This window comes from Lihuaxuella thermophila (assembly GCF_900110165.1).
In the GTDB taxonomy this organism is placed as follows: Bacteria; Bacillota; Bacilli; order Thermoactinomycetales; family Thermoactinomycetaceae; genus Lihuaxuella; species Lihuaxuella thermophila.
The window spans coordinates 112470-132466 of record NZ_FOCQ01000011.1 but is presented as its reverse complement, the minus strand read 5'-3'; the positions used below and the strand labels follow the sequence as shown (position 1 = coordinate 132466).

At 50.0% G+C, this 19997-nt stretch carries 24 protein-coding genes; all 24 read left to right on the top strand.

The window, feature by feature from the left end; translation table 11 throughout:
* On the top strand, positions 1-107 hold a 107-nt coding region (locus BMW55_RS13255; protein WP_139179496.1), incomplete at its 5' end, for a zinc ribbon domain-containing protein.
* A gap of 306 nt (positions 108-413) precedes the next feature.
* The gene (locus BMW55_RS19465) at positions 414-557 is read left to right on the top strand and encodes a hypothetical protein (protein ID WP_170839927.1); all 144 of its coding nucleotides are present in this window, start codon (positions 414-416) and stop codon (positions 555-557) included.
* 120 nt (positions 558-677) lie between these two features.
* Positions 678-1139: a ribosome maturation factor RimP gene (gene rimP / locus BMW55_RS13245; RefSeq protein WP_170839926.1), complete on the top strand. Its 462-nt coding sequence runs from the start codon at positions 678-680 to the stop codon at positions 1137-1139.
* 21 nt (positions 1140-1160) lie between these two features.
* Positions 1161-2240 carry a transcription termination factor NusA gene (nusA, locus tag BMW55_RS13240; protein WP_089970079.1) on the top strand — a complete coding sequence of 360 codons (1080 nt, stop codon included), beginning with the start codon at positions 1161-1163 and terminating at the stop codon, positions 2238-2240.
* Positions 2241-2293: 53 nt separating this feature from the next.
* On the top strand, positions 2294-2572 hold the full coding sequence (gene rnpM, locus BMW55_RS13235; protein WP_089970075.1) for an RNase P modulator RnpM: 279 nt from the start codon (positions 2294-2296) through the stop codon (positions 2570-2572).
* Entirely contained in the window at positions 2565-2861 is a 297-nt protein-coding gene (locus BMW55_RS13230; protein WP_089970073.1) for a YlxQ family RNA-binding protein, read from the top strand. The genes rnpM and BMW55_RS13230 overlap by 8 nt, the downstream gene beginning before the upstream one ends.
* 27 nt (positions 2862-2888) lie before the next feature.
* Complete coding sequence (gene infB, locus BMW55_RS13225) at positions 2889-5213, top strand: translation initiation factor IF-2 (protein ID WP_089970103.1); 2325 nt, start codon at positions 2889-2891, stop codon at positions 5211-5213.
* Complete coding sequence (locus BMW55_RS13220; protein WP_089970070.1) at positions 5213-5494, top strand: DUF503 domain-containing protein; 282 nt, start codon at positions 5213-5215, stop codon at positions 5492-5494. The genes infB and BMW55_RS13220 overlap by 1 nt, the downstream gene beginning before the upstream one ends.
* Before the next feature lie 24 nt (positions 5495-5518).
* Complete coding sequence (gene rbfA, locus BMW55_RS13215) at positions 5519-5875, top strand: 30S ribosome-binding factor RbfA (RefSeq protein ID WP_089970068.1); 357 nt, start codon at positions 5519-5521, stop codon at positions 5873-5875.
* A complete protein-coding gene (locus tag BMW55_RS13210) occupies positions 5872-6849 on the top strand; it encodes a DHH family phosphoesterase (RefSeq protein WP_089970066.1) in 978 nt (325 codons plus the stop codon). The genes rbfA and BMW55_RS13210 overlap by 4 nt, the downstream gene beginning before the upstream one ends.
* The gene (gene truB / locus BMW55_RS13205; protein WP_089970063.1) at positions 6846-7757 is read left to right on the top strand and encodes a tRNA pseudouridine(55) synthase TruB; all 912 of its coding nucleotides are present in this window, start codon (positions 6846-6848) and stop codon (positions 7755-7757) included. The genes BMW55_RS13210 and truB overlap by 4 nt, the downstream gene beginning before the upstream one ends.
* Entirely contained in the window at positions 7757-8701 is a 945-nt protein-coding gene (locus tag BMW55_RS13200; RefSeq protein WP_089970062.1) for a bifunctional riboflavin kinase/FAD synthetase, read from the top strand. The genes truB and BMW55_RS13200 overlap by 1 nt, the downstream gene beginning before the upstream one ends.
* Positions 8702-8862: 161 nt before the next feature.
* Positions 8863-9132: a 30S ribosomal protein S15 gene (rpsO, locus tag BMW55_RS13195; protein ID WP_089970060.1), complete on the top strand. Its 270-nt coding sequence runs from the start codon at positions 8863-8865 to the stop codon at positions 9130-9132.
* A gap of 134 nt (positions 9133-9266) precedes the next feature.
* Positions 9267-11390: a polyribonucleotide nucleotidyltransferase gene (gene pnp / locus BMW55_RS13190; RefSeq protein ID WP_089970057.1), complete on the top strand. Its 2124-nt coding sequence runs from the start codon at positions 9267-9269 to the stop codon at positions 11388-11390.
* A 116-nt stretch (positions 11391-11506) separates the two neighbouring features.
* Entirely contained in the window at positions 11507-12496 is a 990-nt protein-coding gene (locus BMW55_RS13185; RefSeq protein WP_089970055.1) for a polysaccharide deacetylase family protein, read from the top strand.
* Positions 12497-12551: 55 nt separating this feature from the next.
* On the top strand, positions 12552-13805 hold the full coding sequence (locus BMW55_RS13180) for a M16 family metallopeptidase (protein ID WP_089970052.1): 1254 nt from the start codon (positions 12552-12554) through the stop codon (positions 13803-13805).
* Entirely contained in the window at positions 13795-14241 is a 447-nt protein-coding gene (gene dut / locus BMW55_RS13175; RefSeq protein ID WP_170839928.1) for a dUTP diphosphatase, read from the top strand. The genes BMW55_RS13180 and dut overlap by 11 nt, the downstream gene beginning before the upstream one ends.
* A 16-nt stretch (positions 14242-14257) precedes the next feature.
* The gene (locus BMW55_RS13170) at positions 14258-14440 is read left to right on the top strand and encodes a Spo0E family sporulation regulatory protein-aspartic acid phosphatase (protein ID WP_170839925.1); all 183 of its coding nucleotides are present in this window, start codon (positions 14258-14260) and stop codon (positions 14438-14440) included.
* A 97-nt stretch (positions 14441-14537) separates the two neighbouring features.
* Positions 14538-14780 (top strand): YlmC/YmxH family sporulation protein, encoded by a 243-nt coding sequence (locus BMW55_RS13165; RefSeq protein WP_089970045.1) that lies wholly within the window; start codon positions 14538-14540, stop codon positions 14778-14780.
* Positions 14781-15042: 262 nt separating this feature from the next.
* Positions 15043-15942 carry a dipicolinate synthase subunit DpsA gene (gene dpsA / locus BMW55_RS13160; protein WP_089970043.1) on the top strand — a complete coding sequence of 300 codons (900 nt, stop codon included), beginning with the start codon at positions 15043-15045 and terminating at the stop codon, positions 15940-15942.
* On the top strand, positions 15939-16541 hold the full coding sequence (locus BMW55_RS13155; protein WP_089970041.1) for a dipicolinate synthase subunit B: 603 nt from the start codon (positions 15939-15941) through the stop codon (positions 16539-16541). Before dpsA ends, BMW55_RS13155 begins: the two co-directional genes overlap by 4 nt.
* Before the next feature lie 108 nt (positions 16542-16649).
* Positions 16650-17687 (top strand): aspartate-semialdehyde dehydrogenase, encoded by a 1038-nt coding sequence (locus tag BMW55_RS13150; protein WP_089970038.1) that lies wholly within the window; start codon positions 16650-16652, stop codon positions 17685-17687.
* A gap of 23 nt (positions 17688-17710) precedes the next feature.
* Positions 17711-18940: an aspartate kinase gene (dapG, locus tag BMW55_RS13145; RefSeq protein WP_089970037.1), complete on the top strand. Its 1230-nt coding sequence runs from the start codon at positions 17711-17713 to the stop codon at positions 18938-18940.
* 21 nt (positions 18941-18961) lie between these two features.
* Positions 18962-19834, top strand: coding sequence for a 4-hydroxy-tetrahydrodipicolinate synthase (dapA, locus tag BMW55_RS13140; RefSeq protein ID WP_089970034.1), 873 nt, complete (start codon positions 18962-18964; stop codon positions 19832-19834).
* Positions 19835-19997: the final 163 nt, after the last annotated feature.

Below are 19997 nucleotides of genomic sequence, written 5' to 3'. Positions count from 1 at the left end.
ATTGGACATGCCCGGAATGTGGTGTTCATCACGATCGGGACATCAATGCCGCCAAAAACATTCTGCAAGAAGGTTTAAGATTCATCGCCGTGGGGACCACGGTTTGAGCTTGGTCTATTTCTCCCGGTTGCGGGAGATTACCCAAGAATCCCCTGCCTTTAGGCATGGGGAGTGGTCAAATGAAGCACATAAGTTCCTGGTTAACTGTTTCACCCGTCCTGATTTGAGATTTGTGGCAGAAAGGATTGAGGAACATTCCAGGGGGAAAACATCTGCCGATCAATTATATACGTTAAGGGAAGGGCTTAGCGTGACTTCAATCAGGGAGAAGCACGGATTTATGAAGGTTATCCGCCCTTTTTTCATCATCAAGCATGGCAATTCGCTCATAGGGGAGGGGGGATTGATTTAACGTGGAAAAAATCATGGCAGAGGAACAGGTGGCAGACGGAATGGTGAGGGGGAGGCGGCCGGAAAACCGCTCGAAGCAAAAAAGCGTCATTTGCAGGCGGAAAAGTAAGTCGGTTGGCATGATGCAATTGCGCATTTTTTTATGATTGTGATATAATCAATTTGGCTATACTTAGTGTAGATACGTCTGACATGAAAGAGTGGGTTTCCGCCCACTCTTTGCATTTGCACAAGACTTAACCCCAGTCAGATGAGGAGGTATGGCCTTGAGCCGCCAGATTACCGAAACCGTGGAAAAGATTGCTTTGCCCATTCTGGAAGCCGAAGGGCTTGAATTAGTTGATGTTGAGTATAAAAAAGAAGGGCAAAATTGGTTTTTGCGTGTATTTATCGATCGTGAGGGCAAACCGATCGATCTCGATGACTGCAGTCGAGTCAGCGAACGCCTGAGTGAGGCACTGGATGAAGCCGACCCCATTCCGGGAGCTTATTTTTTGGAAGTCTCTTCTCCCGGAGCCGAACGTCCGTTGAAAAAAGAGGCGGACTATCGAAAAGCAGTTGGAAAAAATGTTTACATCACAACGTATGAACCGATTGAGGGGCAAAAGGCTTTTGAAGGTGTGCTGACCCGTTTTGAGGACAATCAAATCACGGTGGAAGAACAGGGAAAAACTGTTCAGATTCCACTGGATAAAGTCGCAAAAGCCCGCTTAGCGATCGTTTTTTAATCGAAGGGAGGAAAATGACCGATGAATGCTGAGTTCATCGAGGCCCTCGGTCAACTGGAGAAAGAAAAAGGAATCAGTAAGGATATCTTGATCGACGCAATTGAAGCAGCTCTGATCTCGGGCTATAAACGCAATTTCCACTCTGCGCAAAATGTGCGCGTAGACATTAACCGCAACAACGGGCAAGTGCGTGTGTTTGCCCGCAAAACGGTGGTGGAAGACGTGTTGGATCCGCGGCTCGAAATCTCCCTCGAAGCGGCTAGAGAGATTAACCCCGCTTATCAGCTGGGCGATATCGTTGAAATTGAGGTTACCCCGGCTGATTTTGGGCGCATTGCGGCACAAACGGCCAAACAAGTGGTGACCCAGCGGATTCGTGAAGCGGAGCGCGCCGTCATTTACCAGGATTTTATCGACCGCGAAGATGATATTGTAACGGGGGTTGTGCAGCGTGCCGACAACCGCTATTACTATGTGGATCTGGGACGCGTGGAAGCGTTGCTTCCCCACTCCGAAACCATGCCGGGAGAGCGGTTCAAGCACGGGGATCGTGTCAAAACTTATATCACCAAAGTGGAAAAATCCACAAAAGGACCGCAGATTTTCGTTTCCCGCACTCATCCGGGGTTGTTAAAGCGCCTGTTTGAGCTTGAAGTGCCGGAAATATACGATGGGATCGTAGAAATCAAGTCGGTGGCACGGGAAGCCGGGCAACGTTCCAAGGTGGCCGTCTATTCACGCGATCCCAATGTGGACCCGGTCGGGGCGTGTGTCGGACATCGCGGCATGCGCGTACAAACCATCGTCAACGAGCTTCGCGGCGAAAAAATCGATATCGTGCGCTGGTCCGACAATACGGAAGAATGGATTGCCAACGCGCTCAGCCCATCCAAAGTGATTTCGGTTACGATTTATGAAGAAGAGAAAATGGCCCGTGTTGTTGTGCCGGATTATCAACTCTCACTCGCCATCGGCAAAGAGGGACAAAATGCAAGGCTGGCAGCAAAGCTCACGAATTGGAAGATCGATATCAAGAGTGAATCGGAAGCAAATCCGGGTCCTGAAGATGCTGAGCTACCTTCTCCCGAAGAACAGGATTAAACACAACTTCTGCTCTTATCCCATATTGTCTATAGCAGGAGGTTACCAGGGTCATGAAGCAACGAAAAGTTCCCATGCGAAAGTGTGTAGCTTCTCAGGAAATGTTTCCGAAAAAAAGTCTCATCCGTGTGGTTCGCACTCCTGAAAATGAAATCATCATCGATCCTACCGGCAAGAAATCAGGACGCGGCGCTTATCTGTGTGCCAAATTGGAATATATCGATTTAGCGCAAAAGAAAAAAGCGTTGGAACGTGCTTTGAAAACCCAGGTTTCACCGGAAATCTATGATCAGCTGAGAGAATATGTAAAGCAGGTAGCACCCGATGAATAAAGCGATGCAACTGATTGGACTCGCGATGCGGGCCGGAAAAATCGTTTCCGGTGAAGAGCTGGTGTTGCGCGAAGTGAGATCGGGAAGAGCTTGCCTCGTTCTCTTGGCGACGGATGCAGCGAAAAATACGGAAAAAAAGCTGACCGACAAGTGTTCCTCTTACAATGTCCCGATTCTCAGATACGGAACCAGGCATGAATTGGGAAATGCCATCGGAAAAGCGGAGCGGGTCGTTCTCGCGGTGACCGAACCAGGATTTGCCCGCTCAATTCAAAAACTGGCTCAGTAAGTGACGGGGGTGAACGGTTTGACAAAAATGCGTGTATATGAATACGCCAAAAAAATGAACATGAGCAGCAAGGAAGTACTCACGATTCTCGAACGAATGGACCTGAAAGTAAACAATCATATGAGCGTTATGGATGAAGGAATGATACAAAAAGTGGAGCAATTTTTTAAAGATGTAAAGCAAGGGGCAACCGCCGTGGACACCAAGACTGAACAGAAGCCCCAGGGAGAGAAGAAAAGCAAAAACAAGCCCAACAACCGCCAAGCATCCGGCCATAACAAAAATGGAAGACCGAAACCGAATCACAATAAAGGTTCACGACCCAACAAGCCAAACCAAAACCAAAGCCATGCCAAAGCAAAACCGGCACGTCAGCGTACGCCGGAGCCGGAAGTCGCGCAGGAAGGTGCGCCGATCCTGGTAACGGGTGCTGATGATTTCGAAACCTTGCCAAGCAAAAAGCCAGCGGCCAAAAAAGGGAAATTTAGTAAATTTAAAGAGGATTCACCCAAAGACGCAGGTTCCCGTGGCGGAAAAGGCCGGAATAAGAAAAAGCAGGACAAAAGACAGGCTCCCAAAGAAAAGCAGGCTCCTGTACTGCCCAAGGAAATTACCGTTTCCGGTCCGCTTACGGTCGGCGAGTTTGCAAAACTTCTCAGAAAAGAAGCCTCCGAAGTGATCCGGAAATTGATCCTGCAAGGCATGATGGTGACCATCAACCAGGAAATCGATGTAGACACAATGACCCTCGTAGCAGAAGAGTTTGGTGTAACCGTCCATTATAAAGAAGAAATTGACGAATCCAACTTCGAAGAACAAGAAGAAATCGATGCTCCCGAAGATTTAAGAGAGCGTCCTCCTGTGGTTACCATCATGGGCCATGTCGACCACGGAAAAACTACCTTGCTGGATAAAATACGCCACACCAATGTCACAGCCGGCGAAGCAGGGGGAATTACCCAGCATATCGGGGCTTATCAGGTTGAAGTGGACGGAAAGAAAATTACGTTTCTGGATACCCCGGGACACGCCGCTTTCACGACCATGCGTGCCCGTGGAGCCAGAGTAACCGATATCACGATTCTCGTGGTGGCCGCCGATGACGGTGTCATGCCGCAAACCATCGAAGCGATCAACCACGCGAAAGCTGCTGATGTGCCGATTATCGTGGCTGTCAATAAAATGGATAAGCCGGAAGCAAATCCGGACCGCGTCAAACAACAGCTGATGGAACACGGCCTTGTGCCGGAAGAGTGGGGCGGAGACACCATCTTTGTTCCTGTATCGGCGCTGAAAGGCGAAGGCATTGACGACCTGCTGGAAATGATTCTGTTAGTGGCTGAAGTGCAGGAGTTGAAAGCCAATCCCAACAAACGCGCCCGTGGAGTCGTCCTTGAAGCCGAGTTGGATAAAGGACGCGGAGCGGTGGCTACCGTTCTGGTGCAGAATGGTACACTCAAAGTAGGCGACGGCGTGGTTGTCGGCAATTATTTCGGAAAAATCCGGGCCATGATCAACGACCGCGGACGCCGTGTCAAAGCAGCCCCGCCTTCGATGCCGGTGGAAATTCTCGGACTTCCCGACGTTCCGAATGCCGGTGACCCCTTCATGGTCTTTGAAGACGAGAAAAAAGGGCGTGCCATTGCTGAAAAAAGGCTGGCGAAAGCCAAAGAACAAGAGCGGGGTGCAACCAACCGCGTCACCCTGGACGATTTGTTCAAACAAATCCAGGAAGGCGAAATGAAAGAGTTAAACGTCATCATCAAGGCTGACGTTCATGGTTCCGCCGAAGCGATGAAGGGCTCTTTGGAAAAAATCGATGTTGAGGGGGCGCGGGTGAAAATCATCCATTCCGGTGTCGGGGCGATTACCGAATCCGATATCATTCTCGCCTCTGCTTCCAACGCGATCATCGTCGGGTTTAACGTGCGTCCGGAACCGAATGCGCGTGCGATGGCCGAGCAGGAAAAAGTGGATATCCGTCTGCACCGGGTGATCTACAACGCGATTGAGGAAATCGAAGCTGCCATGAAAGGGCTTCTCGATCCCGAATACGCAGAAAAAGTGATGGGAACGGCAGAAGTGCGGCAGATCTTTAAGGTTTCCAAAGTGGGCACCATCGCCGGCTGCTATGTGACTGAGGGGAAAGTGGTCCGCGACGGGCATATTCGGCTCATCCGTGACGGAATAGTCATCCACGAAGGCAAATTGGATACGCTCAAGCGGTTTAAGGATGATGTCAGAGAAGTAGCCCAAGGGTATGAATGCGGCTTAACATTGGAAAATTATAATGACATCAAAGAAGGAGACATCATTGAAGTCTATGTCATCGAAGAAGTGGAGAGAGCCTGATGTATGTGGGCGTCCAGGAAGTGACGGGCAGAGTGATCGGTTCTTCTTCTTTAAAAGACAAAAGACGGGTCATCCAAAGCGGCCTCACGAGGATCAAAAATAAATTTAACCTTTCCGTTGCCGAAGTGGGCCATCAGGATGACAGGCAATGGACGACACTCGCGATGGCGGGTGTCGGAAGTGACAAAAGTATCGTGGAAAAGGAACTCAGAGGGGCTCTTCGTCTGTTGGAAGAAACGGATGGTCTCATGATTTTGGATACTGATGTCACCTTTGTGTAAGTTTTAGCGGAGGAGGTGTCGACAATGGCCCGCATTCGAGTGAGCCGTGTCGGCGAACAGGTAAAGAAAGAATTGAGTCAAATAATCCAGCAAGAGATCAAGGACCCCCGCATCGGTTTTGTAACGGTAACCGCTGTTGAGATGAGCGGTGATTTGCAAATTGCCAAAGTATATGTCAGCGTGATGGGGACACAGGAAGAAAAGCGAGAAACCCTGGCCGGGCTGGAAAAGGCAAAAGGCTATATACGTTCCGAAATAGGCCGGCGTATCAAACTGCGTCATGTTCCCGAAATCGTCTTTGCCATGGATGAATCGTTAGAGCATAGCGAACATATTACGCGATTGCTTCACGATATCAACCAGCAGGAGAAGAACCGATGAAGGATCGATTGGAGCAAGCGACCCAGTTCGTCAAAAATGCGGATCATCTGCTGGTTGTTTCCCATCTTCATCCCGACGGGGATGCGGTCAGCTCGACGATCGCGACGGCGTTACTTCTCCGCTCCCTGGGAAAAGAGGTAACCATGGCCAATGAATCTCCCATCCCGAAGAAATTTGCGTTTCTTCCCGAAGCGGAACAAATTCTCCAGCCGGGACAAGTAAAGCAAAAATTCCGCTATGTCGTTGCACTGGACTGTGCAGATCGGGAGCGCATGGGGAAGTGCCGGGATCTGTTTGCTGAAGATGTCAGGATTTTAAATCTGGATCACCATGTGACCAATGACCTGTATGGAACAGTAAATGTGGTTGATCCGGACGCTGCGGCTACGGCGGAGATATTGTTTGAGTGGATTCAGCACTTACAGATCCCTTGGAACCCTCCTCTGGCAACATTGATTTATACCGGTTTGCTCACCGACACAGGCGGGTTCCGCTATTCCAACACGAGCCCCCGCGTGCTCCGCCAAGCCGCACAATTGATGGAAGTGGGAATTGAGGCGCACGTCATTGCGGATCTGGTACTTGAAACAACAAGCATGGAACAACTTCAATTGCTGCAAACAGCTCTACAGACGCTGGAACGTTCCGATGACGGAATCATTGCCTGGATGAGTCTCAGCCTTGATCATTTGAGACGATGTTCCGCATCCAGTGAGGATTTGGACGGGATTGTCAACTATGCCCGGAACATCATCGGAGTTGATGTCGGGATTCTATTCAGGGAAACAGAAGAACAGGCCGTCAAAGTGAGCCTCCGGTCCCGGGCAAGGGTGAATGTGGGAGCGGTCGCTCAATATTTCGGCGGCGGTGGACATGCACGGGCGGCAGGATGCACCTTACACGGCAATCTGGAAGAGGCCCGGTCACAAGTGATTTCCCGCATACAGGCAGAACTGGAGCGTGAGGGAAAGTGACCATACACGGAGTCATCCCTGTTTATAAGCCGAAAGGATACACATCTCACGATATTGTGGCTCTGGTTCGGCGCTTGGCTCAACAGAAAAAAGCGGGACATACAGGCACGCTTGATCCGGAAGTGGAAGGCGTGCTACCTGTTTGTTTGGGACAGGCCACTCGCGTGGTAGAATATATTCAAGAACTGCCCAAACGGTATAAAGGTTCATTTCTGCTGGGAATCTCCACAGATACGCAAGATCAGGCCGGAAAGGTTTTGGAAGAGGTTACGGTATCGGAAGTAAGCCGTTCGAGCATTGAACGGGTCTTTGCAAACTTTCAGGGTGAAATCGAACAAACCCCGCCCATGTATTCAGCTGTGAAGGTGCAAGGCCGCCGTTTATATGAATGGGCACGCGCGGGACAAGAGATCGAGCGTCCCAGTCGCAAGGTGACGATTTACCGGTTGGTTTGCACCGATTACATTCCGGGAGAGCATCCCCGGATTGACTTTGATGTGATTTGCTCCAAAGGTACGTATGTGCGGACGCTTTGTGTTGATTTGGGACAGGCTCTGGGATATCCCGCGCATATGACATCGCTTGTCCGTACAGAGAGCGGCCCGTTCCGGTTGGATGATTGCTATACACTGGAGGAGTTGAAGCAGGTTGCCGAACGTCGATTATGGGCAGAGGCGGTAACTCCCATCGACGAAGTTTTAGGTCATTTTCCCAGTCTTGTTGTGAGTTCTGAGGATGAAGAGAGAGTGCTGAACGGATGGGGACTCCGTTTGGAAAGCCCGCCTCCCGTGAAAGAAAGTTTTTTGGCCCGGGTTTATTCTGAAACTGGCCGGTTCTGTGCTTTGTACCGTTGTGAGTCGGACGGACGGGCCTTACCGGAAAAAGTGTTTCGGGATGTGGAAAATTGATGCAGACGATATTTTTATCCTACCCCTTTGAACGGCAGGAACCTGAAACGAACATCGTTCTTGCCATCGGTTATTTTGACGGAGTGCACCGCGGACACCAGGCGGTGATCGGAGAAGCGAAATTACTGGCAGAAGAACTGAATGCCCTTCCGGCTGTGATGACTTTTCACCCCCATCCCCGCGAGGTGTTGGGTCAGGCAAATATTACCCGCTACTTAACTCCCTTGCCGGAAAAATTGGAACAGTTTTCCAAATTAGGGGTGGCCCGAGCCTATGTGATGAAATTCGACCTCTCCTTTGCTTCACTGACAAAAGAGGAATTTGTTCACCAAGTCTTGGTTCCTCTCGGTGTCAGAGGGGTGGTTACCGGGTTCAATTTTACTTTTGGCCGGCACGCTGCCGGAAAAGCGGATGATCTGGAAGGATTGGGCGAAGGTCATTTTCAGGCCCGCATTGTCCAACCCATCCAAACGGAAGGAATAACCGTGAGCAGTACGCATTTGCGCCAGGCGCTTGCCGAAGGGGAAATGGAGAGAGCGGCCCGAATTCTCGGCAGAAATTATCTGATTGAAGGAACCGTTGTGCCAGGTGACCAACGGGGGCGGCTGATGGGTTTTCCAACAGCGAACCTTGCCTTGACACAGCCCTTCCTGGTTCCGCGGCGCGGCGTATACGTTGTACGGGCCCGCGTTGCCGGTAAGTTGGCTCCCGGAATTATGAATATTGGCGTGCGCCCCACTTTTTCCGACCCAACTCCCCGTGAACGGTTGGAAGTCCATCTGTTGGGAGAAAACGCGGATCTGTATGGGCAAACCATGAGAGTTGAATTCCTGCATTTTATTCGTGAAGAAAGGAAGTTTCCTTCTGTAGAAGCTCTTATCCGTCAAATCCGTGCAGATAAGCAGACGGCAGAAGAATGGTTGGCCACATCGTTTGTCGAATAAATAATTTTTGCGGATTTATTGTACTCTGTCATCTACCTGTGTTATACTTATCCCCGTGACAGTTGTTGCATTTTTGGCTGTCAACCTTGACTCGGATGATCGATGGCCTCGGCGATGATCTGGGTCACAGGGGTTTGGAAGAGTAAGGAGGTGTTTGGATCATGGCTTTGACGAATGAGCGTAAACGCGAAATTATCGATGAGTTTAAAACGCACGAAGGTGATACCGGATCTCCGGAAGTTCAAATCGCCATTTTAACGCATCGGATTAACGAGCTGAACAACCATCTGCGGGATCACAAAAAAGACCATCACTCTCGTCGCGGTCTTCTGAAAATGGTAGGCCAACGCCGTAATTTGTTGAACTACCTCAAAAATAAGGACATCACTCGTTATCGTGAGCTCATCCGAAAACTTGGATTGCGCAGGTAACAGAAAGCGGGGTAACTGGCCCCGCTTTTTTGGCGTATCGTATGCCTTTTAAAAGAGGGCGAGAAGGAACATACTGTACATATGAAGAAGTATGGTATGTTGTTTGCGTTTTGAGAGGAGGAAGTCGTTGTACCATGGAACCAGCAACATTTCAGACGGAGCTCGCGGGCCGCAGCCTCATCCTGGAGATTGGAAAATTTGCCGGACAAGCCAATGGTTCTGTGATGGTTCGTTACGGGGATACCGCCGTACTAGCAACAGTGGTAGCTTCCAAAGAACCTAAAGAGGCGGATTTTTTCCCGCTGACGGTCAATTATGAAGAACGGTTGTATGCAGTCGGAAAAATTCCCGGCGGATTTATTAAACGAGAAGGCCGGCCCAGCGAAAAAGCGGTCTTAGCCAGCCGTTTGATCGACCGTCCCATCCGTCCGCTGTTTGATGAGGGATTTCGCCATGAAGTACAAGTAGTCACCACGGTGATGTCAGTAGATCAGGATTGCTCTACTGAAATTGCTGCGATGATCGGTGCATCCGCGGCTCTTTGCATTTCGGACATTCCTTTTGCCGGACCGATTGCCGGGGTCATCGTCGGCCGTGTCGACGGACAATTTGTGATCAACCCGACGGTTGAGCAAATGGAAAAGTCGGATCTTCATCTGGTCGTGGCCGGTACGAAAGACGGTATTAACATGGTGGAAGCAGGATCGGATGAAGTTCCCGAAGACGTGATCCTGGAAGCGATTCTGTTTGGGCATGAAAAGATTAAAGAGTTGGTCGCATTCCAGGAAGAGATCGTGGCTCAGGTCGGCCTGCCGAAGATGGAAACCGAGTTGTATCAGGTGGATGAAGAAATGGACCGGCGGGTCCGCGAATTGGCGACCGGGAACTTGTTGAAAGCGGTGCAGGTGGGAGAAAAGCAAGCCCGCCAAGATGCAATCGATCAAGTAAAAGCTGAGGTCGCCGAACAAATGATGCAGGAGCTTGGAGAAGAGGCTTTTGCGGAAAAAGAGAAAGACATCCATGTCGTGCTGGATAAGATTGTGAAAGAAGAAGTTCGCCGTTTAATTCTCGAAGAAGGAATACGTCCTGACGGACGGGCTGTCGACGAAATCCGTCCGCTCACCAGTGAAATCGGAATCTTGCCGCGCACACACGGGTCGGGCCTCTTCAAACGGGGACAGACACAAGTATTGAGTGTGTGTACACTGGGAGCTTTGGGAGATGTGCAAATTCTCGACGGTTTGGATTTGGAAGAATCGAAACGATTTATGCACCATTATAACTTCCCGCCTTTCAGCGTGGGTGAAGCACGTCCGATTCGGGCGCCCGGCCGCCGTGAAATCGGGCATGGAGCTCTTGGGGAACGTGCATTGGAACCGGTAATTCCGTCAGAAGATGAGTTTCCATATACGATTCGTGTCGTCTCCGAAGTCCTGGAGTCAAACGGTTCCACTTCTCAAGCCAGCATTTGTGCTTCTACTCTTGCTTTGATGCATGCCGGTGTTCCGATCAAGGCACCTGTGGCCGGAATCGCGATGGGACTGGTCAAAGAGGGCGACCGGGTAACCATTCTCACGGACATTCAAGGCATGGAAGATCATCTGGGCGATATGGACTTTAAAGTTGCCGGAACGCGTAAAGGGGTCACGGCCCTTCAGATGGACATCAAGATTGCGGGGATTGATCGCGATATTTTGGAAAGGGCTCTGGATCAGGCCAGAAAAGCGCGAATGGTCATTCTCGATAACATGGAAGCAACCATATCTGAACCGCGCAAAGAGCTCTCTCCCTATGCGCCGAAAATCCTTACCATCCGCATCCATCCTGATAAAATCCGGGATGTGATCGGTCCGAGCGGCCGTGTGATCAACAAAATTATCGAGGAGACCGGTGTCAAAATCGACATTGAGCAAGACGGCCGGATTTACATCGCTTCACCCGATGTCACGCAAAATGAGAAGGCGAAGAAAATTATCGAAGACCTGGTGCGTGAAGTGGTTGTCGGCGAAACCTATTTGGGTACGGTGAAACGCGTGGAGAAGTACGGAGCCTTCGTGGAGCTCTTCCCCGGCAAAGAGGGACTGGTGCACATTTCGCAGTTGGATGTCAACCGGGTGGCCAAAGTGACGGATGTCGTAAACATCGGGGATACCATCCTGGTTAAGGTGACGGAAATCGATGATCAAGGCCGTGTCAACCTGTCGCGAAAAGCGGTGTTGAAAGAAGAGGCGGCAAAGCAAAAGGAAATCTCCGGATAAACATCCTGCAACAAAAGAGTCAGAGCGATCTGTCTCTTTTTTTACGTCTTCCAACGGCTGTGAATAGGGAGTTGTCCCCCCGCATAATTTAGGAAAAAAGGAGGTGTATAAGCCCCATGATTCCTATGCGAGTGGCAGCCCTTATTCTGTCGGCCGTTTTTGTTGTTTTGATTGTACAATCTCCGCCGGTAATTTCCTATATTACCTCTGTCAAAAATGAGCAAGACGTGGCTGTATTTATGCAAACGGACGAAGCCCGCCGGATTCGTGAACAGGTGATAAAAGAGGCGCCGAAACATTACATAAAGCCGGTTGATGCGCGTGTGGACCGGGTATGGAAAGCAATTCCCGGATTAAATGGCCGTGAAGTGGATGTGGAGGCAACCGTTGCAAAAACCCTGAAGCAAAAAAACAAAAATCAAATCGCTTGGGTGTACAGGGAGATTCCGCCGCAAAAAACACTGGAGGATTTGGGGATTGAGCCGATTTACAGGGGGAATGAACGGAAGAAGTCCGCTGCGATCATGGTGAATGTAGCCTGGGGAACCGAACATTTGCCGGCCATGCTCAAGATCCTGGCTCAGGAAAAGGTGAAAGCGACATTTTTTCTGGATGGCTCGTGGTTGTCCAAACATCCGGAAGAAGCGAAAAAAATCGTACAAGCAGGGCATGAAATCGGCAACCATGCTTATTCCCATCCGCTGATGAGTCAGGTCTCCCGGGAGAGAATGATCAAGGAGATTAGCCGCACAGAAAAACTGATTCAGGAAACGCTCCAGGTTCGGAGCAAATGGTTTGCACCTCCCGCAGGAGATTTCAACCGGCTGGTTCTGGAAGTTGCCCACCAGCAGAAGATGAAAACGGTTTTATGGACACTGGATACCGTCGATTGGAAAAAAACCTCTTCACCGGAGATGATGATCCGCAAGATTGAAAAGCACGTTTCCCCGGGAACTTTAATCCTGACCCATCCGACGGATCGGACGGTGAAAGCACTTCCGCAAATCATACGTGCGGTGAAGAGAGAGGGAATAAAGCTGGGAACGGTGAGTGATGTCTTATCCTCCAAACGGGTTGACATGATTGAGGAGGACAGGCAGATTTGATATAGTAGGGGTGTTTCTTTTACAGGTCGGTGGATCGTGGATAAGGAGGATCTAGGTGATTTTAAAACATACGTTACCCAATGGAATTCGTATTGTTGCCGAACAAATTCCCTACGTGCGTTCAGTGGCGGTAGGCATTTGGATCGGTACTGGTTCAGAAAATGAGACCCCCGGTGAAAACGGAATTTCCCACTTTATTGAACATATGATGTTCAAGGGAACCAAAAAGCGCACCGCACGTCAGCTAGCTGAAGCATTTGACGAAATCGGCGGCCATGTCAATGCGTTCACCGCAAAGGAAATGACTTGTTATTACGCAAAAGTACTTGACCAGCACTTTCCCATCTCGCTTGAAATTTTGGCGGATATGTTTTTTGAATCCACGTTTGCCGAAACGGAAATCGAAAAGGAGAAAAAAGTGATTGTCGAAGAAATCCGGATGGTAGAGGACACTCCCGATGATCTGGTGCATGACCTCTTGTCCGAAGCTTCGTTCGGGAATCATGCCCTTGGGCATCCGGTACTCGGCAGCGTGGAAAATGTCCAGGGTTTCAGGAGAGAGGACTTGCTTCGATACAAAGATCGATATTACAACCCCCACAATGTTGTCATCGCCGTTGCAGGGAATTTGCCGGATGATTACCTGCAACAGGTAGAGGCTGCGTTTGCCCGGCACGAAGGGGATTCTGTTTCGGTTAAAAATAAGCGTCCGTCGTTCACACCGAATATTAAGATTAAGAAAAAAAAGACGGAGCAGACGCACCTTTGTCTTGGGCTTCCCGGCCTTTCAGTCAGCGATTCACGCATTTATACTTTGGTTTTGTTAAATAATGTGCTGGGTGGCAATATGAGCTCCCGGCTCTTCCAGGAGATCAGGGAAGAACGGGGACTCGCTTATTCCGTGTTCTCTTATCATTCGGCTCACCGGGAGACCGGCCTGTTTGCCATTTACGCGGGAACGGCGCACGGACAAGAAAATGAGGTATTGGAGTGCGTTCAAAACATTTTGTCCGAAGTGAAAGAAAACGGGTTGACTGCTTCGGAATTGAATAAAGCAAAAGAACAGCTCAAAGGAAGCCTCATGCTCGGGCTGGAAAGTACAAACAACCGGATGAGCCGATTGGGAAGAAACGAATTACTCCTGGGCAGGCATATAACGCTGGATCAGATTGTGGAAAGTGTCGAAAAAATCACCCTTGATGACGTAAACCAATTGGCGCGGGAGATTTTTTCTTCGCCGATGTCACTCGCTCTGATCTCGCCTGAAGGAAAAGTGCCACAAAGTTTTAGGAGGAACAATCTTGCTTGATGTCCAAATTATTCAATTGCCAGGGAACGAAGATATACCTCTTCCTGTTAAAATGTCTTCCGGCGCCAGCGGATTTGACCTTTATGCAGCTGTATCGGAACCTGTACGGATTGAGCCGGGGAAATGGAAGCTTATCCCTACTGGTGTGGCCCTTTCGATGCCGCATGGGCTGGAAGCGCAAGTTCGTCCGAGAAGCGGTTTGGCTTTGAAGCACGGGCTGACGGTATTAAACAGTCCGGGAACGATTGATGCCGATTATCGGGGTGAAATTGGCATCATTTTGCTCAACTTAGGCGAACAGCCCTATATAGTCAAACGCGGAGATCGTGTTGCACAGCTCGTTTTTATGCAGATACCCGATGTCCGGTTGCAAGTTGTTGAACAGCTGGATGAAACTTCACGGGGAACAGGCGGTTTTGGACACACGGGTAAATAGGAAGAGGTGGGTTTCCATGGTGGAAACGCTTCGGATCAAGTGGTTGGAAGAAGAGTTGGAACGGCTCAGAACCGAGCTTCACAAATCGGTGGGGGGAGAGCCTTCCCGCCTCTCTGATTCCCGGGTACTGCCGCTCTCCAGGCGGCTGGACGCCCTGATCGTGGAGGTTCAAAGAGAAAAGAGAAGATTCAGCCAATAGTAAATGATCACCTTCATCAAGAAGGTGATTTTTTGTCATATCTTGCCACACCGAGCGATACCATTCTAAAGAGCCATTGAAGATGAGGTGAGGGAGAATGCGTTGGAGCGAGTTCGTGAACAAAGAGTGTATCGACTTGGTGAATGGTGAGAAACTGGGTAATTTTTCGCATGCCGACTTGTCGTTCCATCCGCAAACCGGAAAAATTGAGTCTGTGATTATTCCTGTCCACACTTCCTGGTTTAAAAGGCACACGCATGAACTGACATTATCCTGGAAGACGATCAAAAAAGTCGGACCGGAAATGGTGATTGTGGATACTGGTTTTCATAGAGACTAAGTTGACAGGCTGAAGCAGCGCGGCGCAAATATGACGCAGACCGTAACAAACAAATATTATTCAATCGTTTTCTCTATCATACTGCCGGCTTGGATGAAATGAGCTGGCTTATTTTTATGCTCTTTTTCGTCCATCTCGGATCGGTGGGAAGGTGTCACCGAAAGTGTCGCCTCTTCATATGATGCAACCAAGTGATCATTGAAGCGAACTCGCAATATGCATGGATTCCGGTAAGTCTTCCGGGGAAAGGGGTCGTGAGCGAATGCTGACAGGAAAGCATGTGGTCTTCCTCGGTGGAGATGCCCGACAACTGGAAGTGATCAAAAGCTGCATACAGATGAATGCCAAAGTCAGCCTGATTGGGTATGACAATCTGCAAAGCCCTTTCAGCGGTGCAACACAGAGAGAATTGAGCCGGGAAGTCCTGCAGCAAGCAGATATCCTCGTCTTGCCGATCGTCGGGACGGATGAACAGGGGCAAGTCAGCAGCGTGTTTACATCCAAAAAACTGGTGCTCACAGAGGAACACATTCAGGCACTCCCCAAGCATTGCATTGTTTTTGCTGGAATGGCCAGGTCTTATCTGCGAAACTTATGCCAAATTTATGATGTGACGCTGATTGAATTATTGGATCGGGATGATGTAGCTATTTACAATTCGATTCCGACTGTCGAAGGTGCTCTGATGATGGCGATTCAACACACGGATATCACCATCCATGGGTCAGTTTGTATCGTTTTGGGATTGGGCAGGGTTGGCATGTCTCTGGCCCGCACTCTCCATGCGATCGGTGCCAAAGTAAGAGTGGGCGTAAGAGGATCGGAATATATGGCCAGGGCATTTGAAATGGGATTGGAACCCTTCGATCTTTCTGAGTTATCAGAAAGAGTGCGCGATGCGGATGTCATTTTCAATACCATCCCCGCATTGGTAGTGACGGCTCCGGTTCTTGCACAAATGCCCTATGATGCCGTCATCATCGATCTGGCTTCCAAGCCCGGGGGAGTGGATTATGCTTATGCGGAGAAAAGAGGCATCAAAGCCATCCTGGCTCCCAGCCTGCCCGGGATCGTGGCCCCAAAAACAGCGGGGAGGATTCTGGCGAGTACCATGACTCAACTGATGATTGCAGCTGTGGATAAGGAGGGAAGTTTACAATGAATTTTGAAGGATTGACAGTTGGCTTTGCCATGACAGGCTCCCACTGTACACACGATGAAGTGTTGCCGCAGATGGAACGGCTGGTTCAGTTGGGGGCAAAAGTGATCCCGATTATCTCTCATACGGTTGCAACGGTTGACAGCCGTTTTGGCACTGCAGAAGATTGGAAGAGAAAAATTGAGACCATCACAGGCAGGACACCTCTGATGACCATTCCGGAAACGGAGCCGTTTGGACCTTCAAAAATGCTGGATTGCCTCGTCATTGCTCCCTGTACGGGCAACACACTGGCCCGCTTGGCAAACGCGCTTACCGACGGACCTGTCCTCATGGCCGCCAAGGCTCAGATGCGAAATCACCGTCCGGTCGTTCTGGCCATCTCCACCAATGATGCCCTGGGTTTAAATGCGGCAAACCTCGCCCGACTGCTGGCAGCCAAAGATATCTATTTTGTGCCTTTCGGTCAGGATGCCCCTGAGAAAAAACCGAAATCGATGGTAGCAAGAATGGAGTTGATTCCCGAAACTTGTCTGGCAGCCATCGAGGGAAAACAGTTACAGCCATTAATAGTTGAAAAATACCGTTACTTAACCTCATAATAGAAAAGAGCTTTTCTGAGATGAGAGGATGGCAAAGTCCCCTACATAACGATTCGTTTTGGGGGACTGCCTTGCTATTTTATTTACTTGGGGAAGGGGAATGTTCGCATGTCTAATCGGGGATACACGGTTGCAGTCGTCGGAGCAACAGGTGCAGTAGGACAACAGATGATCAAATACTTAGAGCTCAGAAATTTTCCGGTGAAGGAGCTTCGTCCGCTGGCTTCGGCGCGTTCCGCGGGGAAGGGCATCTCTTTCCGCGGGGAAGAAATCGTCGTGCAGGAAGCGGTTCCTGAAGCTTTTGCCGGTGTTGATATCGCTCTGTTCAGCGCAGGTGGAAGTATCAGTGAAAAACTGGCTCCGGAAGCGGTCTCCCGTGGAGCCGTCGTCATCGATAACACCAATGCATTCCGCATGAATCCCGATGTTCCGCTGGTGGTGCCGGAAGTAAACCGCGAAGCCATCTACGAGCATAAAGGGATTATTGCCAACCCCAACTGCTCCACGATTCAAATGGTGGTGGCTCTGAAGCCCCTCTACGATCATTACGGAATTGAACGGATCATTGTTTCCACCTACCAATCCGTGTCGGGAGCTGGATGGCAGGCGACGGAAGAATTGCGTGAGCAAAGCCGGGCCGTCCTGAATGACGAAGAGGTTAACGCCAACATTTTGCCGGTTGGAAAGCTGAGCAAACATTATCAAATGGCTTTTAATGTAATACCCCAAATCGACGTCGCACAAGAGAACGGATTCACCTTGGAAGAGATGAAAATGGTCCGGGAAACCAAAAAAATCTTCAATGATGAAAGCATCGGGGTAACGGCTACCTGTGTGCGCGTGCCGGTCATGCGCGGACATAGTGAATCCGTGTACGTGGAGCTCAAATCTGATTATGAATTGAGCGAAGTGCGGGAACTGTTAAAAAGAGCTCCCGGTGTGATCGTGCAGGACGCGATCGAAGAGCAAGTGTATCCGATGCCGATCGATGCCGAAGATCGCACGGAAGTATTCGTTGGGCGCATTCGTCGGGATTTGACCCATCCGCGTGCTGTCAATCTGTGGGTGGTGTCGGATAACCTATTGAAGGGAGCGGCGACCAACGCAATTCAAATTGCTGAAGCCCTTGTATCAGAAGAGAAATAGAGAGACAGTAAGAAGGGATCATGATGAGAATATTAGTGCAGAAATTCGGGGGTACTTCCGTGGCATCGCCGCAACTCCGGGAACGGGTGCTCCACCACATCAAATTGGCTTTGGCGGAAGGTTATCGTCTGGTGGTCGTTGTCTCTGCGATGGGGAGAAAAGGGGATCCTTATGCGACAGATACGCTGTTGGAACTCGCCAGACAATATGGGGATCATCTGTCACCGCGGGAAAAGGATTTGCTGATGAGCTGCGGGGAAATCATCTCCGCCACCACTTTATCCAGCCTGCTCTCCCGGCATGAAATAGATAACTGTGTACTGACCGGGGGACAAGCGGGAATCATAACCAATGGGAAGCATACAAACGCTCAGATTGTAACGATCAACCCCAAACGGGTTTTAAGGCAGCTGGAAAAAGGGAAAGTGGTGATCGTTACCGGTTTTCAAGGGCAAACGACCGATGGAGAGATTACGACCCTGGGACGCGGCGGAAGCGATACTTCGGCGACTGCACTCGGGGTGGCTCTTCGTGCCGAATACGTGGATATTTTTACAGATGTAGAAGGAATTATGACGGCTGATCCCCGGATCGTCGAAGATGCCATTCCCCTGGATCGAGTCACTTATACGGAGATGTGCAACCTGGCATTCCAGGGGGCGAAAGTGATTCATCCGCGTGCCGTTGAAATCGCCATGCAGACCAATGTTCCCATCCGTGTCCGCTCCACCATGTCCGATCATCCGGGAACCCTGGTCACCAACTTGGCCGAAGCAGAGCACCTGGCCGGTGAACTGAGAGATTCGCTGATTACGGGCATTACACAGATGCCTAATGTCACTCAAATCAAAGTACCGGCTAAACAGGGGCAATTTGACATTCAACTCAAAGTGTTTAAAGCGATGGCGGAAAATGGGATCAGCGTTGACTTTATCAGTGTGAACCCCAGCGGAATTGCTTATACCGTTTACGATGAATTAGCTGAGCGGGCTGAGAAAATCCTGCTCGAGCTGGACTTGGAGCCGGAGCTCAACCGCAATTGTGCCAAAGTCTCCACGGTCGGTGCCGGAATTGCCGGCGTGCCGGGCGTGATGGCTAAAATCGTGGAAGCTCTGACGGAAGAAGATATTCAAATCCTGCAATCTGCAGACTCTCATACCACCATCTGGGTCCTTGTGCGCGGCACGGACATGGTCAGGGCGGTTCGGGCTCTGCACAGGAAATTCGAACTGCACCGTTTAAAATATTCTTGATGTGAATGGAGGAGAAAATTTGTGGTATTTGGGCGTCTAATCACAGCGATGTTTACCCCGTTTACTCGCAATAATGAAATTGACTGGCCCCGTTTGGAAGAATGCATTGAACGTTTGATTGCAACCGGAAGCGATGGAATCGTCGTGTCCGGAACAACGGCCGAATCGCCGAACTTATCCCATGACGAAAAGCTTCAATTGTTCCGTTTTACTGTCGACAAAGTTGCCGGACGTGCCAAAGTCATCGCCGGTACCGGAAGCAATAATACGGCGCAAAGCATTCAGCTCACCAAACAAGCGGAGGAAATCGGTGTCGACGGCATTATGCTGGTCGCGCCTTACTATAATAAACCTTCCCAACAGGGTTTGATCCGACATTTTACAGCGATAGCAGAGTCGACTCAACTGCCGGTCATGCTCTATAACATTCCGGGTCGGACCGGTATAAACATGGACGTCGAAACGATGGTCCGTCTCACCGAGATTGACAGCATTGTCGCGATCAAAGAAGCGAGCGGGGATCTGGGCCAAATTTCCGAAGTGATTGCCCGTGTTGGCGATGATATTGCCGTATACAGCGGAGATGATAAATTGACATTACCGGTTCTCGCTGTGGGCGGGGCAGGAGTCGTCAGCGTCGCCAGCCATGTGGCAGGCCGCGAGATGAAAGAGATGATCGATGCTTTCTTCGCCGGTGACAACTCCAAGGCTTTGGCGTTGCATAAAAAGTTGCTGCCGGTATTTAATGGCTTGTTTATGACGACCAGCCCGGTTCCCCTCAAATATGCCATGTCTCAAAAAGGCTGGTGCGATCCTTATGTTCGCCTTCCGCTCGTTGAATTGGACGAAAAACAAAAAGCTGAAGCCGATGACTGGGTACGCCTGTTAGGATGATTGTGAACAAAGCCGCTCTTCCTCCCGGGAGGGCGGCTTTCAATCGTTGAACTATTGATAAGCCGATGGAAAAGAGAGCTGTCGAAATTGTCAAGTTTAAATATTTGGTTGCATATTCATTTTTCAATCGTATATAATGGGAACAAGTGAGATTTGTGCGGTT

Bases quoted from the DNA above. Each gene is read 5' to 3' on its own strand.
- BMW55_RS13210 (WP_089970066.1), top strand. From the start codon at position 5,872: ATGAAGGATCGATTGGAGCAAGCGACCCAGTTCGTCAAAAATGCGGAT.
- BMW55_RS13230 (WP_089970073.1), top strand. From the start codon at position 2,565: ATGAATAAAGCGATGCAACTGATTGGACTCGCGATGCGGGCCGGAAAA.
- pnp (WP_089970057.1), top strand. From the start codon at position 9,267: ATGGAACCAGCAACATTTCAGACGGAGCTCGCGGGCCGCAGCCTCATC.
- dapG (WP_089970037.1), top strand. From the start codon at position 17,711: ATGAGAATATTAGTGCAGAAATTCGGGGGTACTTCCGTGGCATCGCCG.
- BMW55_RS13200 (WP_089970062.1), top strand. From the start codon at position 7,757: ATGCAGACGATATTTTTATCCTACCCCTTTGAACGGCAGGAACCTGAA.
- BMW55_RS13170 (WP_170839925.1), top strand. From the start codon at position 14,258: ATGGTGGAAACGCTTCGGATCAAGTGGTTGGAAGAAGAGTTGGAACGG.
- rpsO (WP_089970060.1), top strand. From the start codon at position 8,863: ATGGCTTTGACGAATGAGCGTAAACGCGAAATTATCGATGAGTTTAAA.
- rbfA (WP_089970068.1), top strand. From the start codon at position 5,519: ATGGCCCGCATTCGAGTGAGCCGTGTCGGCGAACAGGTAAAGAAAGAA.
- BMW55_RS13155 (WP_089970041.1), top strand. From the start codon at position 15,939: ATGAATTTTGAAGGATTGACAGTTGGCTTTGCCATGACAGGCTCCCAC.
- BMW55_RS13165 (WP_089970045.1), top strand. From the start codon at position 14,538: ATGCGTTGGAGCGAGTTCGTGAACAAAGAGTGTATCGACTTGGTGAAT.
- nusA (WP_089970079.1), top strand. From the start codon at position 1,161: ATGAATGCTGAGTTCATCGAGGCCCTCGGTCAACTGGAGAAAGAAAAA.
- BMW55_RS13220 (WP_089970070.1), top strand. From the start codon at position 5,213: ATGTATGTGGGCGTCCAGGAAGTGACGGGCAGAGTGATCGGTTCTTCT.
- dpsA (WP_089970043.1), top strand. From the start codon at position 15,043: ATGCTGACAGGAAAGCATGTGGTCTTCCTCGGTGGAGATGCCCGACAA.
- rnpM (WP_089970075.1), top strand. From the start codon at position 2,294: ATGAAGCAACGAAAAGTTCCCATGCGAAAGTGTGTAGCTTCTCAGGAA.
- infB (WP_089970103.1), top strand. From the start codon at position 2,889: ATGCGTGTATATGAATACGCCAAAAAAATGAACATGAGCAGCAAGGAA.
- BMW55_RS13185 (WP_089970055.1), top strand. From the start codon at position 11,507: ATGATTCCTATGCGAGTGGCAGCCCTTATTCTGTCGGCCGTTTTTGTT.
- BMW55_RS13150 (WP_089970038.1), top strand. From the start codon at position 16,650: ATGTCTAATCGGGGATACACGGTTGCAGTCGTCGGAGCAACAGGTGCA.